Origin of the sequence: Dialister pneumosintes (assembly GCF_001717505.1) — a bacterium.
Classification (GTDB): domain Bacteria; phylum Bacillota; class Negativicutes; order Veillonellales; family Dialisteraceae; genus Allisonella; species Allisonella pneumosinta.
This window is the reverse complement of sequence record NZ_CP017037.1, coordinates 993,437-1,009,344: the sequence shown is the minus strand read 5'-3', so window position 1 is coordinate 1,009,344 and position 15,908 is coordinate 993,437. Positions and strand designations below refer to the sequence as shown.

Here is a 15,908-nt window from a genome sequence, read left to right as displayed (position 1 = left end):
CTCATATAAAAAAAAGAGTTTCTAAATTATTATAAAAAAAAAGAGCATAAAGAATATTTGTGATATATATATATTCTGATATAACAATAAGTAAAAGTAATTAATAATAATTATAGAGAATAATTAGTTTATTTAATTAAATGTGAGATATAAAATGAATTAGAATGCAAATGATATTGGTTTATGAGAGGTGATTGTACTAAAATAGGTATGTAAACGTGAAGTGATTTATGTAATCGCTGACACGAATAAAATGTTTTACAATCGGGTGCACACGGTTGTGAGATATGTCCACTAATTTAGTAGGAGGTCTTAATTAATGAAGCATTTTAAACTTGCTTATTCAGACAAAGCTTATTCCGTTCTTAATCCAATTACCGAACGTGAAATCGTTGGTCTTAATGACACCGATTTTACCGATGTAGCAGCTATTGTTATTACTGATGCTGATACTGCGATTTTGGACGAAGAAGCAAAGATCGCAGCATTTGGTATTCCGGTATTCTTAGTACTTGTAGAAGGAACCTCTGTTTGTGATGAAGTTCTCAAAAAAGTATTCCGCGTAATGGACTTGAGAGAAGTTAACCGTGGATTATATGAACGCCAGATTGAAAGTGCAGCAGCTAAATATGAAAGCGATATGTTGCCACCATTCTTCAAAGGATTAGCTACATATGTAGAACAGGGATATGCTCAGTTTGACTGCCCAGGTCATCAGGGTGGTGCGTACTTCGCTAAGCATCCGGCTGGTCGTGCATTCTATGATTTCTTCGGTGAAAATATTTTCAGAGCTGACCTTTGTAACGCTGACGTTGCATTGGGCGACTTGTTAATTCACCAGGGGCCTGCTTTAGCTGCTCAGCAACATGCTGCTAAGGTATACAATGCAGACAAGACTTACTTCGTATTGAATGGTACTTCTTCCTCTAATAAGGTTGTTCTTAATGCAGTTGTTGCTCCTGGAGATATTGTTCTCTATGACCGCAATAACCATAAGTCCAACGCACACGGTGCACTCGTTCAGCAGGGTGGTATTCCGGTTTACCTCGAAACATCCCGTAACTCTTACGGTTCCATCGGTGGTATCTTGGCACACTGTTTCGATGAAGACTACATTCGTAAATTGATTGCAGAACGTGATCCGGTTAAGGCTAAAGCTGAAAGACCAATTCGTTTGGCAGTTATTCAGCTCGGCACTTATGACGGCTGTATCTATAATGCACGTCAGGTAGTAGATAAGATTGGTCACCTTTGCGACTATATTTTCTTTGACTCTGCATGGGTTGGTTATGAACAGTTCATTCCAATGATGAAGGATTGCAGTCCATTACTCCTTGATCTTGGTCCAAATGATCCGGGAATTTTCGTAACCCAGTCTGTTCATAAGCAGCAAGCAGGCTTCTCTATGACATCTCAGGTTCATAAGAAGGATAAACATATTAAGGGACAGGATCGTTATGTACACCACAAGGTAGTTAATAACGCATTCATGATGCATGCATCTACATCTCCATTCTATCCACTCTTTGCAGCACTTGACGTAAACGCTAAGATGCAAGATGGTGAAGCTGGTCGTTATCTCTGGGCGCAGTGCGTTAAGGACTCTATTGAAGTACGTAAGAAAGTTATGCGTACTTGTCACTACCTCCGTCCACTCGTACCGCCGATGGTTCATGGCAAGAAGTGGGAAGATGGCGACACTGAAAAGATGGCTACAGATATGGCATACTGGGCATTTGAACCGGGTGCTAAGTGGCATGGATTCGAAGGCTATGCTGAAGGTCAGTACTTCGTTGACCCAATGAAGCTTCAGTTTGTAACCTGTGGAATTAAGGAAGACGGTACTTATGATGATTTCGGTATTCCGGGAACCATCTTGGCTAACTTCCTCCGTGGAAATGGTATTATTCCTGAAAAGTGCGACTTGAATGATATTCTCTTCCTCCCGACTCCGGCAGAAGATATGACCAAGTATGATGACTTGGTAGCTAAATTCATCAAGTTCGAAAAACTTGTTGATGAAGATGCTCCAATGTCTGAAGTTCTTCCAAATATTTACTATGCTAACGAAGATATTTATGCTGGTTGGACAATTCGTCAGTTGTGCCAATACATGCATGATTTCTACAAGGGACATGAAACTTCTACAATTATGAAGCGCTTGTTCTTAAGAGATTACTTGCCGGAATATGTAATGAATCCGCATGATGCTAATATGGAACTCATTGCTCGCCATTGTGAACTCGTTCCTCTCGATCAAATCGAAGGCAGAGTTGCTCTTGAAGGTGCACTTCCATATCCACCAGGACTTCTTTGTATCCAGCCAGGTGAACGTTGGGCTCCAACTGTAACCAAGTACTTCCAGATTTTGACCGATGGTATCAATAAGATGCCGGGATTCGAACCGGAAATTCAGGGTGTATACATTGAAGAAGGTGAAAACGGACTCAAACAGGCTTATGGCTATGTATTGAAGAAGGAATTTGATCCGGCATTTAAATAATAATTAACACTTGTGTTACTTATTACAGAATAAAGGATATCACCTTATAAAAAAGAGACTGTGGAAATCACAGTCTCTTTTTTGATGTTTTTAAAACCAATCATTGTAATATATTTTAGTCATCACTTATAATAAAGAAGATAATTTATATAGGTGGTGAAATAAAAATATGTTTGGGATTGATAGTAATTCGATTCAAATTGAAAGAGCAAAAAATTGGTGTAAAAACATTGAAGCAGCTAATGGAGTAGACATAGAAATAAAGAAAAAAATTTGTAATAAGATAGCTAAACAACTTATATGGATATTTATTTTTTCTATGATTTTTGAAATGGCTGCTTTGTTTCTTTTTATACCGGATACAACTTTTGAGGTTTTTAATAATATATCCAATTTGATTAATAATGTTGATAGGAGTAGACCCTCCGGAAATTATAAAGGGCTTGCTCTTTTGGGGATTATTTTATGGATGCCATTTGTTATAGTACCTATTGCCATAACATTTTTTTGGAGAAAGAAAATATTAAAAGAAGAATTTCAAAAATTAAAGAGTTCCATGGATTATATGCCTAATTATCTACTGGATTCTATTTTTTGGGATTTTAATCAAGAATTAGAATTAAATAGAGAAGTATTTAATAATCAAGTTTGGAATTATCAAGTCTATATAAAAAGATCATCCAAAGAGTGGAAACCACAAAAAATTGTATTGAATTCCACAGCTTTTTACTGTGTATATGAAGCTTTTATCTATGACTCAAAAAAATTATTTGCTAATGAAATGATAGTAGAAGTTATAGAAGATTATGGACAGGAAGGAATTCTTGTAGAAATTTGTGCATTTATAAAATCTGATAATGGAGAATGTTTTACAATGTCAGAAATATTAATGAAATTGCATCAGCAGGTACATGGTAAGGATTTGGGAGATTCTATATATTTTGAAGGGTTAGAAAAAGCAGACAGTATGAAAGATTTTCCTGTATATTATTTACGTTGTGGAAGTTAATTAAAAAATTGGAGAGGAACAGCAATTTCACATCCTAAATGAAATGACCAGATATATAAATCAGTTATTTTTTTCTGATATAATTTTTGAGCTGCATAAGCATATAAATTAAGTTGCGGTGTGTAGTGAGTTATTAACTGTTTTTTGTTCTTCACATGGTCCGTTTTGTAGTCAATAATAATAAGTTTAGAATTTTTTTCACATATGCAATCAATAACGCCTTGCATAAAAACCTTTTCTTCTTTTTCACATGCAGGATAAAAATAATAGGCAGGGAGTAAGATGGAAAATGCCAGTTCTTTTTCCACTTGAGCTGTTTTTATACTGTTACATAAAGGACTTTGTAAGAAAGTGAGAATATCATTTATAGGTGAATGCTGTTTAGCATTGTATAGAAGAGAATCATACTCTTCTTCTGTAAATACACCTTTGTCAGTTAGTATTTGTATGGCTTTTTGTACAGATTCTTTAGTAGTTGCTATTGTTTTAAAATCTAAAAATTGCATCACTTTATGCATCAGAGTTCCGTAAGAACTTCCTTCTTTTATAATATGCTTTTCTTGCAAAAAGAGCGGTTTTTCAGAAAAAATGGATGGAAGCGTATCTGGTTTTATTTCTTCTTTTAAAAGTACGGAAGGGTGTTCTTCTTCCTTTGTTTCTAATAGGAGTTTAGTGGCCATTGTTGCACTAATTTTTGATGGGGTACATACGGATCCCGGATAAGAATATGACCATAATAAGGTGTTTTCAATCCATGTAGGAGGCGTTTGGTAAGAATTAAGAAAAGAATCAATTGCAATAACAGGATTTTCTTCATGTACAGAAGAATCTTCTGTATTTATCGTACTAAAAAATGAGGATAGTAAATGGTTTCTTGCTATAACATGGAGTGAAAAAGAAGTGTCTTTCTCTATAGCATCTTCTTCATACATGGGAATGTCTGACGCTAAGTTCCAAAACTCTTGCATAGAACGACTGGTGGCAGCAGCAGGCATAATCCAATCAAGATAACATTTTGCATTTGTAACTGCGTGTACCGGTAATTGATGATATGCATTATTTTTTACAGGGATACGTCCAAATGATGTAATTGACCATGTTTTTATACTGGAAAGAGCATCATTTACAGTTCCTACAATAATTAACTTATCACGGGCTCTAGTCATTGCAACATACAAAAGTCGTGCTTCTTCTGCAAGCATTTCTTTTTGTAAAGTTTGCTGTACATTAAAACCATACAAAGTATTCCATCGCATTTTATTTTTGGTACTAAAGTAATCAAAACCTATGCCTTTAGTTTTATGAAATAATGCATTTTGACTCATCTCTTTAGTGTTAAACTGGCAAGCGGCATCAGCAATAAAAACAATTGGAAATTCTAATCCTTTACTCTTATGAATCGTCATAATACGTACTACATTATTTTCGGTAGATATAGTAGTTGTTGTTGTAAATTTTTGATTATTTTTTATTAGCTGATTAATAGTTGAAATAAATCCATATAAACCGGTAGTACGACCTTTATCCCATTCCAATGCTTTTTGATAAAAAGATTCTACATGTTGTTTTCTATAAGTGCCTTCCGGTAATGATGCTACATAAGATATAAATTGAGTATCATCTAATATAGTTCTAATTAATGCAGCAACTCCTTCTTTATATGCTAAAGACTTCCATTTTTTATAAAGGTTAAAGAAGAAATTTACCTTTTCTTTTTTCTTTGAATTAACAATAGAATGAGGTTGTAATAATGCATCATAAAGACAAGGAGATATACTATCGGTTAATTCTTTTTTTATCAAATATAGATGTGCTAACTCTTGCTCATCAAGACCTATCCAAGATGAGCGTAATATAGCCACTAAAGGAATATCTAATCGAGGATTATTAAGAATTTGCAGTAATGACCATAATTGACGTACTTCTATAGTTTCAAAAAAATCATCTTTTTGTTCACATATACAGGGGATACCTTCGGTTTGTAATGTATGTACGAGATAAGTTGCTTTAGTACTTATAGAACGCATAAGAATAGCAATATCATTATAGGTTACCGGTCTGGTACTTCCATCTTTAGTCAGTATGGTTTTTCCGGATGCTAAAATATCTTTAATACGATTAGCAATATGAATGCCTTCTACCTCTATACGTTTAATATCCTTTACTTCTTCCGGTAGTTCCTGTTCGGGTAAGATGTCTTTTTTATCAATAATATCTATATCAATTGCTCCTCCGATGTATTGCTTATCTGTACAAGTTGATTTACCGGGATATAAAGCTTCTGCTGCACCATAATCTAACTCCAGAGCTTTTTCACTCATAATTTGTTTAAAGATAAAATTGATTCCTGCGAGTATAGATGCATCACTTCTGAAATTTCGATTTAAGTCAATTCGCAGATTAAAAGGATTTTTTGGATTTGCATAGTGTTTATATTTTTCTTGAAAAATTGTTGGATCGGCCAATCGGAAACGATAGATACTCTGCTTAATATCTCCTACCATAAAACGATTATTATTTCTACTAAGTAATGCAGTTATCATTTCTTGTACATTATTAGTATCTTGATATTCATCAATCATTACTTCTTTATAAATTTTACGTAATTCAATAGCTGTATCAGAGGGATATTCCAGTGCGTTTTCTGTATTAAAATCAGGATTCTTTTTATCTAAAAGTAAATTTAATGCATAATGTTCCGTATCACTGAATTCCAGAATATTTTCTTTTTGTTTTCTTTCCATATAAGCGGAATGAAACTCATTTGTAATTTTTACTAATGTTTGAATTAATGGAACGGTTTCATTCATTTGCGTAATCCAATTAGTTTGAGGGATTTTAAAAAACTCGGAAAGTTTTTTAAAATCCTTCTTTACTTTGTCACGTAGTGTGGTTATTTGTTTTTTTACTTCATCTACATTTTCAGGATATAACGCTTTCTTTTTGCTGATAGCAGGTAATCTGGCAGCAAAAGGAAAGGTTACTGTATTTTGTTGCCACTCTTCCCATGTTTGTGAAGAAGCTATATTACAAAGCATGTCATATTCTGTAGATAAGCAATCATTATAAGAAGAAAAGTCTTCTTGATGTTTATTAAGAACATCTAAAATCACTTTGTAGGAATCAAGACATGATTTGATTTGCCGTTGTGAATTTTCAAGAATATCATTTACCCATGATAAAGAAGATAATGTTTTATCACTTTCTATTTTATAAGGTTCATGTAAAGCATTTAGCCACTTTTTTGGAAATGCCATGGACTGAGAAAATGCATGTAAAGACAAAATAGTATTTCTTAGATGACTATCTTGATATCGATTTGCCAACATATCTGACAATTTGATGAAATAAGAATCTTTTTTACTATACCAGTCAAGAAGTACCTCCGATAATACTTCTTGTTTTAACAGATATAATATGCTTTCGTCACTAACGATTTTATATTTAGGATCTAAAGGAATTCGATAAAAATACTGTTTGATTAAAGATTGACAAAAGGCATTAATTGTTGAGATATGTGCACTTTCTATTAGCGCTAATTGACGGTTGATATGTGCAGCTTGCAATGTGTTTTTTTCTTGTTCAGCATTTTCTAACAAACGTAGCAATTCAGAAGTAATGCGTGTACGCATTTCTGTTGCGGCTGCTTTTGTAAAGGTTAACACTAATAAATCGGTTATATCTATCGGTTGTGTAGTGTCTGTAATTAAAGTAAGTATACGTTGTACTAAGACGGCTGTTTTTCCACTTCCTGCAGCCGCAGATAACAATAAATTGGTATTACGATTCATAATGGCAGCAGTTTGTTCCTTGGTCCAGTTTGTATTACTCATTGCATTCACCTCCACTCTTATGATTGGTTAGTTCTTCTTTTATTTTTGCGTCTGTTTTATTAGGAATCCATTCCGGTTTATCTCCCAATTTTCTGTCAAATCGGCAAATACTACGATATATGCAATAATTACATGGATTTTTATGATTATAAATGGCAGGTTGGATGGGTATTTGTCCTTCGGAAATTTTATGATGAATTTTACCTAACACTTCTTTCACTTTAGTTATGAGAGCATTAAACTCTTCTTTAGACAATAATTTGTGTGATTTTTTTACACCGCCGGAGTTAAGTTTAGTTAATGGTAAATATGGAGTACTTATGTTGTCAGAGTTAAATGAATGATCTAGTTCTGCAAGCGTATTTACATCATGAAGAAAATAACCATTTATATATTGATTGTTGTTATTGGCAATATAGTCTTCATTAGGCGGAATGGATTTAGAAATAAGAGCATCACCGGATAAATAGATATATACTAATGCGGCTGGTAATAGATGTTCTTTATCTTTTTCAAGTGCTGCCATCAAATACACGATTAATTGCAAATGATAGCCTGTTAACATAGATTGTAAGTCTGCACTGACATTACCGGTTTTGTAATCTGCAATAACGATAGCATTTTCTGATTGGTCTATACGGTCGATTTTTCCTGTAAGTGCAAATAATTTACCGGACTCATCGACCAGATTCATGTAAAATTGTTGCTCTAATTGCACTGTATCAAAAGAACTATGCATACTCCAATTACGTAGTCGATATAGAGTTTGTTTAAAAGTCTCGTTTAATAAACGTTTTGTGTATTTTTGTGCAGCATCACTATGAAGAATTCCATATTTTATTCGAGGTGCAATTGTGTTAGAAATAGTAATAGATAAAGACTCAATATCTTCATCTGTTGCATCACGCCATTGTTTAATACTTTGAGAAAGTTCTTTTCCAAAATTATTAAGACCTGCATGTAAATAATTACCAAAATCTCTGGCATCTAATTCCGCTTGATCTACAGATTCTAAATGCAGCCCTCGTTGTAGAAAATATTGATAGGGACATTTTCTATAAGATTCGAATTGAGAAATAGAACCTATAAAATGACCTTTTGGCGCAAATAGTTTATTCGCAAGCTCAGAACCCAAAGGAACTGCTTGGTTGGAGTAAGAAAATGCACTCATATATGTATGTAGGCATTTTTTACGGTTATTATTGGACATAATCCAATCTCTAAAGGGAACCCAAATAGAATTTTCACTGGGTATTCCTTGTCTTAGTATAGAAGGGAATAATGAAAGTGCCTGGTTCGGATGTGCAAGATAGGATAAGTCAGTTGTATTAGGAGTGGGGGGAGTGGAGAACATTTCTTCTTGAATATAACCAAGTCTCTTAAGATTTCTTATTAAGAAAGACGGGGAAGACTCTTTTCCTTCTGTATTAAAAGAAGTATAAGAGAGAAATAAACATTCTTTAGCTCGTGTCATGGCTAAGTAAACATAGAATTGTTCTTGATAAATAAGATGCATTAAATCGGGTCCCAGTGAAGTTCCTGTTTTTTTACGAATTTGTTGCTTTTCTATATCGGTAATAAAACCGGAATCTTCTATTCGTGCAGGGAACTGCTCTTCATTAATACCTGGGATAAATACAACTTTTCCTTCCATAGAGTAACCACGTTCAATACTTGTAACCATAACATGATCCAATGTAGAAGGAATCATAGAATAAGACAAGGTAGAAAAAGCATCTTCTACTATTGTTAAAAAAGTTTCCGAAGGAATATTATCATTTTCACTGACATGAACTATCTCTTCGAGTACAGTAATTACTTTTTTCCAAACTTGTGCATGTGGACGTTGTTGTGTTTCTTGAAATTCTTTTTCATCCCAAGCGGCTAATTTTTTCGGGATTTGTTGTTTTATCAGCCAGTCATATAAAATAGAGCATTTCTGCTTAGAGGAAGTGCTTTTTTTCCAATGCATAGTAAGTGGAACGAGTGAAGTAAGTATTTTATTTCGAAATTCGTTCATTACGATTTGTTCTTTTAATTCTTCTTCAGTCAATTCATCAGTGTCTGTGTCTACAGAATGAGCTGTATGAAATTTCCATGGAGTATGCCATTGATTAGGACGAATACCATAACGTAATGTAAAAATCTCCAATATATTTATTTCCTGGGGGGGTAATAAAGAGAGCAAGTCATTTTTTAAAATACGAAAAATATTATTACGAGTCCAACCTTTATAAAGTCCATCGGTTTCAGCAGTAAGAAATCGTAGCAAACTGGATAATAAAATAATCAAAGGGTGATTATTCATAGGTTCTTTACGATCAAAAAATGCAGGTATATGGTAATGATTAAAACGTCGAGTTAATACATCTATATAATTTTCTGGGTGACGCAATAAAATTAAAATATCTCGATAACGATGAGATCCTTGTTTGACTAATGTTATAATTTGTCGTGCTATTTCATCTGTTTCTTGTTGAGAATCCGGTGCAGAAAATAGTTTTATACCATAAAAGGGGTGTTTTTTTGTTACACGAGATAAAGACGCGGATACAAAAGGGGTTGTAAAAAAATGATTTACCATTTCCGTGATATCCGGAGTTTTAAATCTATAATTATTGGACAGTATAGTTTGTGAAGAGTTTGGAAATTTCTTGTTTAATAGAGAAAATAAACGATAAGGACGGTTCCATACAGGTATATTTTGAGATGCATTTGGTGTATCCATTGTTAAAGAAATAGTTACTTCTTTGGCATGAGTAATTAAGGCATAAACAATTTCTACTTCCTGAGGTGTCATTCCGTTAAATCCGTCTATCCATATTTTTGAATCAGAAATAATTCCGGATTTGGGGATTTCCTGTAAAAGAAGATCATAAGTTGAACCATTGTATGCAAAATGGTCAGATAAATATTTCTGATATAATTTATATAATAGAAGCATATCCTGCAATTTTAATCCTAAAGGAGAGGACCTTTCTATATGAGTAATTTCTTCTAACTTTTCTTCTGTAATGAGATACGTATCCAATTCATGGAAAAAGGAGGTTATATTTTCAGAAAAATGTTTTTTTCCTGCAGCATGACCAATAACTTTAAACTCATCTTTATATTCGGATAAAAGGCGTGAGATTACTAATTGTTGTCCAATCGGAGGAAGAGCTTCGCTTGTTTTGGTATGAAGTTCTTGAAATATACGATAAGATAATCGAGAAAATCCAGATACTGTTGCATTTGTAAATCCTTTTTGAGGCATGATTGATGCAAGGGTTGATTCTGCTTTGTAGGTTCCTTGATCGGGGACTAAGAAGATAGCATGATTTTCTTTATTTTGTAAAAGATAATCGGCAATTTGTTGACAACAAGTAGTTGTTTTTCCACATCCTGCACGACCAAAAATAAAATGAAGTCCCATAGTATTCTCCTGCATTATAGATTCATAGGTAGTTATAAAATATAATTATATTCTTATTATACACGAGCATAATATATGGGAGGATAACTATCTATCAAAAAATGCTTTGCATAAATTTGGGCAGCAGAATAAAAAATGTTAATTTAGCTATTGTATAAGACTGTAATATGTATTAATATAATAATATAACCAGTAAAAAATAAGTTATTCATCATAATGATATAAATGAAGGGGGTAAAATAGTATGAGATATATATATCCTGCTATTTTTACTTATAAACGTAATCAAGGTGTGTATGTTGCTGATTTTCCGGATATAGCAGGATGTAGTGCTAATGGGAAATCCATGGAAGAGGCGATGAATAGTGCAAGATTGGCTTTATGTCGCATGCTTTTAGAGTTGGAAGAAAAAAGTGAATTTTTTCCACCACCTTCTGATTCTACGTTACTTCGATTAAAAAATCGCGGATGCACTATCTGTATGGTGGTGGCTGATACCGCAGTAACTCGTTTGGAAAGAGAACAAAGAATGAAAGAAGCTTCTTTATGGAATCAAACGAAAGAAAAAGCCGGATATAGCAAGAAATTATCAAGAGTTTTTGAATTTAAAATTTAATTTTTGATATAGGGATAACTTGCAGGTTTTATATAGGGATGCTATTATGACCATATAATAAGATTTACAGGACTGACGGATAAGGTGGAATAAACCACATGAACTGTAAATTAAGATGTCGACCGTCTGGGCAGAGAAAAGCTCAGGCGTTTTTTTACGCTCTTTTCTCTTTTTTATAGAGGAGGGATTGTTATGAAAAAATATCGAATATTAATTGCTATGGCTGCCGTAGGAATACATATTTGTATTGGCAGTGTATATGCTTGGAGTGTATTAGTTAAACCGGTTATGCAGTCTATGCACATTACTTTTAGCCAAACTACATTATCATTTTCTATTGCTATCTTTTTTTTGGGAATGTCTGCATGTATTCTTGGTCGTTTTGTAGAACAAATCGGTCCGGTAAAATCCGGAAGATTATCTGCTTATTGTTTTTCCTTGGGAATGATAGGAACGGCAGCAGCTATTTATTTTAAAAGCTTACTGTTACTCTATATTTTTTATGGATTTATTGGTGGAATTGGTCTAGGTGTTGGATACATTACTCCGGTATCCACTCTGATTAAATGGTTTCCTAATCATCGTGGTTTTGCTACGGGATTGGCGATTATGGGATTTGGATTTGCTTCTCTAATAGCAGGTCCCGTGATGCAATACTTAATTGAAATATATAGTTTAGAATCTATGTTTATGAGTATGGGAATTCTTTATTTCCTTATTATATATAGTTCATCATCCTGTTTACGAGCACCTCGTATTGCAGATGGTATTCCTACACTTACTACTGTAATTAAACAACCTAAAGAAGGGTTACCACTTTCGGCAGAAAGAAAGCAGATGACTAGAAAGGAAGCTATTCGGACTTGGCAATTTTATGCTTTATGGGGTATTTTTTTTATTAATATTACTTGTGGAATCGGTTTGTTAGCCGTAGTATCACCTATGGCACAAGAACTGGTAGGAATGTCACCTATGGAAGCGGCTTCCTTGGTAGGGGTTATTGGATTAGTTAATGGAGGAGGACGTATTGGTTGGTCTAGCATTTCAGACTGGATAGGAAGAAGTCGAACTTATATATGTTTCTTTTTACTTCAGATTATAGCTTTTATTCTTCTATCATTTACTCGTAACATATTCCTTTTTCAGAGTTTGGTTTTTATTATTATTAGCTGTTATGGTGGAGGATTTTCTTGTATGCCGGCTTTCATTTCTGATATTTTTGGAGTAAAGCAGTTATCTTCCATTCATGGAAGTATTTTAACTGCATGGGGAATAGCAGGGATTGTAGGTCCTGTAATATTAACTTTTATGAAAGAAATTACAGGAAGTTATATGTATACATTGCAATTATTTGCAGGAATGTTATTTATTGCTTTTTTAACTTCACTTATATTACATAGAGAAATAGTAGATGAATAACAAAAAAAGAGAACTTATCTTTATAAGCTCTCTTTTTTTTAGTTATTCATTAAGTTTTTTATTTGTTTTCTAAAGAATTTGGTACTTTGTGTAAGATTATTACTATGTGTAAGAAGTGCTCCTCCTACAAGGAAAATTACATCAGCTCCATATACTTGATACATGGAGGAAAATAATTCCGATTTCATTCCACCTGCGGGAACAGGAAACATGGGAGAAATATTATGTAGAGGTTCTGTGGCCGCTTTGGAAATAGATAAACAGGTTTCTTTAGTATAAGAGAAACGTCCATTAAAACTTGTAAAGATAGAAGCGTCACATCCTGCTAAACGAGTTAGTTGTCCAAAATAGCAATAGGGGCTTATCCCGGATTGCTCTGTTGTTGTCAATGGTCCCGCAAAACTTGGGTGTGCAAAGATTGGTAAATTAAAATTAGGATCTTGCGATAATTGGTGTATAGCACCGAATCCAACAAGTCCAGGGGAAATCATAATACCGTCTGCTCCCAGTTTTTTAGCTTCATAAGCTCTATTATATACTTCCGTTCCATCTCCATTGCAGTTTGCAATATAAAGAGCTTTGTATCCTGTTTCTTCATAGGCGGCTTGTATAGCATTTACACATGCTTGTACTCTGGACGTAAACGGTGCATAAGATTGATTCATAAGGTTATGATCGTCTTTGATGATAGAGCAACCGCCACTGGCCAGTTCATACACCATAGAAGCTAATTTTTCTACAGAGGTTCCTAGTGGTTTAATTGCAGACATTAGAATAGGCTCTTTATTTACTTGTACAAGATTTCTTAACTTATTTATGCCTAGACGGGGACCTTTAAATTGATTAGACATACGTTTAGGAATAGAAAAAGCAAGAAGACGAATTCCATAGGAAAGGCTGCTATTTCCGAATAAGGTATTTACAAAAGCGGTAAATTCGTTACCGATAGCCTGTGTATCATAAGAAATACATACCACGTAATGTGTAGGATCCATTTTTGTGACAGTTTCAATTTTACCTACAATAGTTTCAGCAATAAATGTATTTTCTACTAAAGAATAGGGGCACTCAATAGTTTGTTCAATAGCAATAGATTTTGCACGCTCAAGAGCTTCTTTATAATCTGAAGTGTAAATTTGATAAATAACTTGAAAACGATCAGATGTTTTATATTTTGAAAGTATACCAAGATATGGATTTATATCAGCTGTAGCAGTATTCATGAAAGGACCTTTCTTTAATAAAAAAGAGCCCTTAAGGCCCTTTTGGGGGGAGTGATTTTTTTCTACTATCTAGTGAATCAGATGATATAGCAGAGTCATGTGATAGCCAATATAAAGGACGATTTCGTGACTCCTCTAAGATTTTTCCTATATATTCACCGATAACACCTAGCCCCATGAGATTGACGCTGCCAAAAATAGAAATTAAAATAGTCATGGTTGCCCAACCGGGTGCTGCAGAACCTGTTAGATAACAGTAAAGTACATGGAATATTAATAAGACACCGGCTAGAGCGGCAATTAACCCGATATAGAGAGAAAGTCTAAGTGGAATTGTTGAATTAGTGATAATTCCGTCCAGTGCAAAATGAAGCATTTTTCTTAGAGAAAATTTTGAGCTTCCTGCATGACGTCTGGGTGCAGCAAATTTTATAGTAGTTTGTTTAAAGCCTAATCCGCCTACAATGCCTCGAATAAAGCGACTATGCTCTTTAAACTGCTTAAATACTTCCAATGCTTTTCTGTCCATTAAACGAAAATCAGATCCACCGGGTACAATATGAGTATTGGAAATAGAGTTAATAAAAGCATAGTACCCTGCCGATGTAGATTTTTTAAGGAAACCTGAATCTTCTGTGGATGTACGAATTGTTTGTACAATGTTATATCCGTCATACCATTTTTCTAAAAGAAGAGGAATCAGTTCCGGTGGATGTTGCATATCTCCGTCCATTGTAATAATAGCATCACCACGTGCAAAATCCATACCACAGGTAATAGCTATTTGATGCCCAAAATTACGAGCAAATGTTAATGCACGAACATGAGAATCCTTTTTTGCTAATTCATTAATTAGTATTTCTGTATTATCGGTAGAACCGTCATTTACATAAATGAGCTCATATTCGTCATCTATTTTTTCCATGACCTTAGTTACGGCGGCATGAAAGAATGTTATGTTTTCTTCTTCGTTATAAACGGGGGTAACAATTGATATCATAAAAATAACCTTCCTCTATTTATTATTCTTTAGTATAACACTAAACTAATAGAGAAAGAATATTATTTTAAATGTTAAATTATAATAAATGGTATTGACTCATATTCTGTGTATACATATACTGAGGATATCGTAAGCAATGGTAGATAATTTATTTAAATAGGAGGAATTGTATGAATAAGAAATTAATAGCTGTACTTCTTTCCGGACTCATAGCCGGTTCGTTTATGACGGTATCAGCAAACGCAGAAGAGCATACTATTTCGGTAACAGGAAATGCACGTATTTTAATCCCTGCAGATACAGCTACTTTTTATGCAACAGTAGAAACATACTCTCCGGACGCTAAAGTTGCTTCTCGTGAAAATGCTGTGATTATGAATAAAGTGAAGAAGGCTGTTATCTTGGCAGGTGCTATAGAATCTAAATTGGAAACAGACAGTTATTCTGTAAGTCCGGAATACACTTATGATAAAAACGGAAAGAGAGTTTTTAAAGAATACGAAGCTACTAATTCTTTAAAAATTGTAGTAGATAATGTAAAGATAGTAGGAAAAGTTATGGATGCAGCTGTAGAAGCAGGTGCAATGAATGTACATTCTGTTAACTTTGGCGTAAAGGATAGATCTCAATATAGTGATAGAGTACTTAGACTTGCCACGCAGAATGCTTTGCATAAAGCAGAAATTATGGCGGAAACAGTAGGTAGTAAAGTGATAGGAACTGTATCGCTTAGTCAATCCTCCCGAAGTGTATATGCACCTGTTTTTGAAGCAGAGATGGATTTGAAGGCAGTAGGTATGAGAGAAACTACACCGGTAGAAGCAACTAAAGAAGAAATGGAAACTACAGTGAATGCTGTGTTCCAAATTCAGTAAAACAAAACTGCA

9 protein-coding genes and 1 riboswitch are annotated in these 15,908 nt (G+C 34.0%); of the genes, 5 read left to right on the top strand and 4 right to left on the bottom strand.

Annotated elements, in window-relative coordinates; translation table 11 throughout:
* The first annotated feature begins 319 nt into the window (after positions 1 to 319).
* Entirely contained in the window at positions 320 to 2,503 is a 2,184-nt protein-coding gene (gene speC / locus BCB69_RS05005) for an ornithine decarboxylase (RefSeq protein WP_069177190.1), read from the top strand.
* Between the two features lie 169 nt (positions 2,504 to 2,672).
* On the top strand, positions 2,673 to 3,512 hold the full coding sequence (locus BCB69_RS05000) for a hypothetical protein (protein ID WP_069177189.1): 840 nt from the start codon (positions 2,673 to 2,675) through the stop codon (positions 3,510 to 3,512).
* On the opposite strand, the gene addA is transcribed toward BCB69_RS05000, so the two are convergent.
* Together addA and BCB69_RS04990 are read right to left on the bottom strand one after the other, a co-directional pair.
* Positions 3,509 to 7,345 (bottom strand): helicase-exonuclease AddAB subunit AddA, encoded by a 3,837-nt coding sequence (addA, locus tag BCB69_RS04995; RefSeq protein WP_069177188.1) that lies wholly within the window; start codon positions 7,343 to 7,345, stop codon positions 3,509 to 3,511. The two genes, BCB69_RS05000 and addA, sit on opposite strands and share 4 nt — an antisense overlap.
* Positions 7,338 to 10,760, bottom strand: a complete 3,423-nt coding sequence (locus BCB69_RS04990; RefSeq protein WP_069177187.1) for a PD-(D/E)XK nuclease family protein — start codon at positions 10,758 to 10,760, stop codon at positions 7,338 to 7,340. The genes addA and BCB69_RS04990 overlap by 8 nt, the downstream gene beginning before the upstream one ends.
* Before the next feature lie 244 nt (positions 10,761 to 11,004).
* On the opposite strand from BCB69_RS04990, the gene BCB69_RS04985 reads away from it, so the two are divergent.
* Together BCB69_RS04985 and BCB69_RS04980 are read left to right on the top strand one after the other, a co-directional pair.
* The gene (locus BCB69_RS04985; protein WP_022513269.1) at positions 11,005 to 11,376 is read left to right on the top strand and encodes a type II toxin-antitoxin system HicB family antitoxin; all 372 of its coding nucleotides are present in this window, start codon (positions 11,005 to 11,007) and stop codon (positions 11,374 to 11,376) included.
* Positions 11,377 to 11,434: 58 nt separating this feature from the next.
* Positions 11,435 to 11,515, top strand: a riboswitch (ZMP/ZTP riboswitch).
* A 53-nt stretch (positions 11,516 to 11,568) separates the two neighbouring features.
* On the top strand, positions 11,569 to 12,795 hold the full coding sequence (locus BCB69_RS04980; protein WP_069177186.1) for an L-lactate MFS transporter: 1,227 nt from the start codon (positions 11,569 to 11,571) through the stop codon (positions 12,793 to 12,795).
* A gap of 38 nt (positions 12,796 to 12,833) precedes the next feature.
* On the opposite strand, the gene BCB69_RS04975 is transcribed toward BCB69_RS04980, so the two are convergent.
* Together BCB69_RS04975 and BCB69_RS04970 are read right to left on the bottom strand one after the other, a co-directional pair.
* A complete protein-coding gene (locus BCB69_RS04975) occupies positions 12,834 to 14,018 on the bottom strand; it encodes a RuBisCO large subunit C-terminal-like domain-containing protein (RefSeq protein WP_069177185.1) in 1,185 nt (394 codons plus the stop codon).
* A 31-nt stretch (positions 14,019 to 14,049) separates the two neighbouring features.
* Positions 14,050 to 15,018 carry a glycosyltransferase family 2 protein gene (locus BCB69_RS04970; protein WP_069177184.1) on the bottom strand — a complete coding sequence of 323 codons (969 nt, stop codon included), beginning with the start codon at positions 15,016 to 15,018 and terminating at the stop codon, positions 14,050 to 14,052.
* Positions 15,019 to 15,191: 173 nt separating this feature from the next.
* Here BCB69_RS04970 and BCB69_RS04965 point away from each other — a divergent pair, with 173 nt between their 5' ends.
* Positions 15,192 to 15,896, top strand: coding sequence for an SIMPL domain-containing protein (locus BCB69_RS04965; RefSeq protein WP_069177183.1), 705 nt, complete (start codon positions 15,192 to 15,194; stop codon positions 15,894 to 15,896).
* Positions 15,897 to 15,908 lie beyond the last annotated feature (12 nt).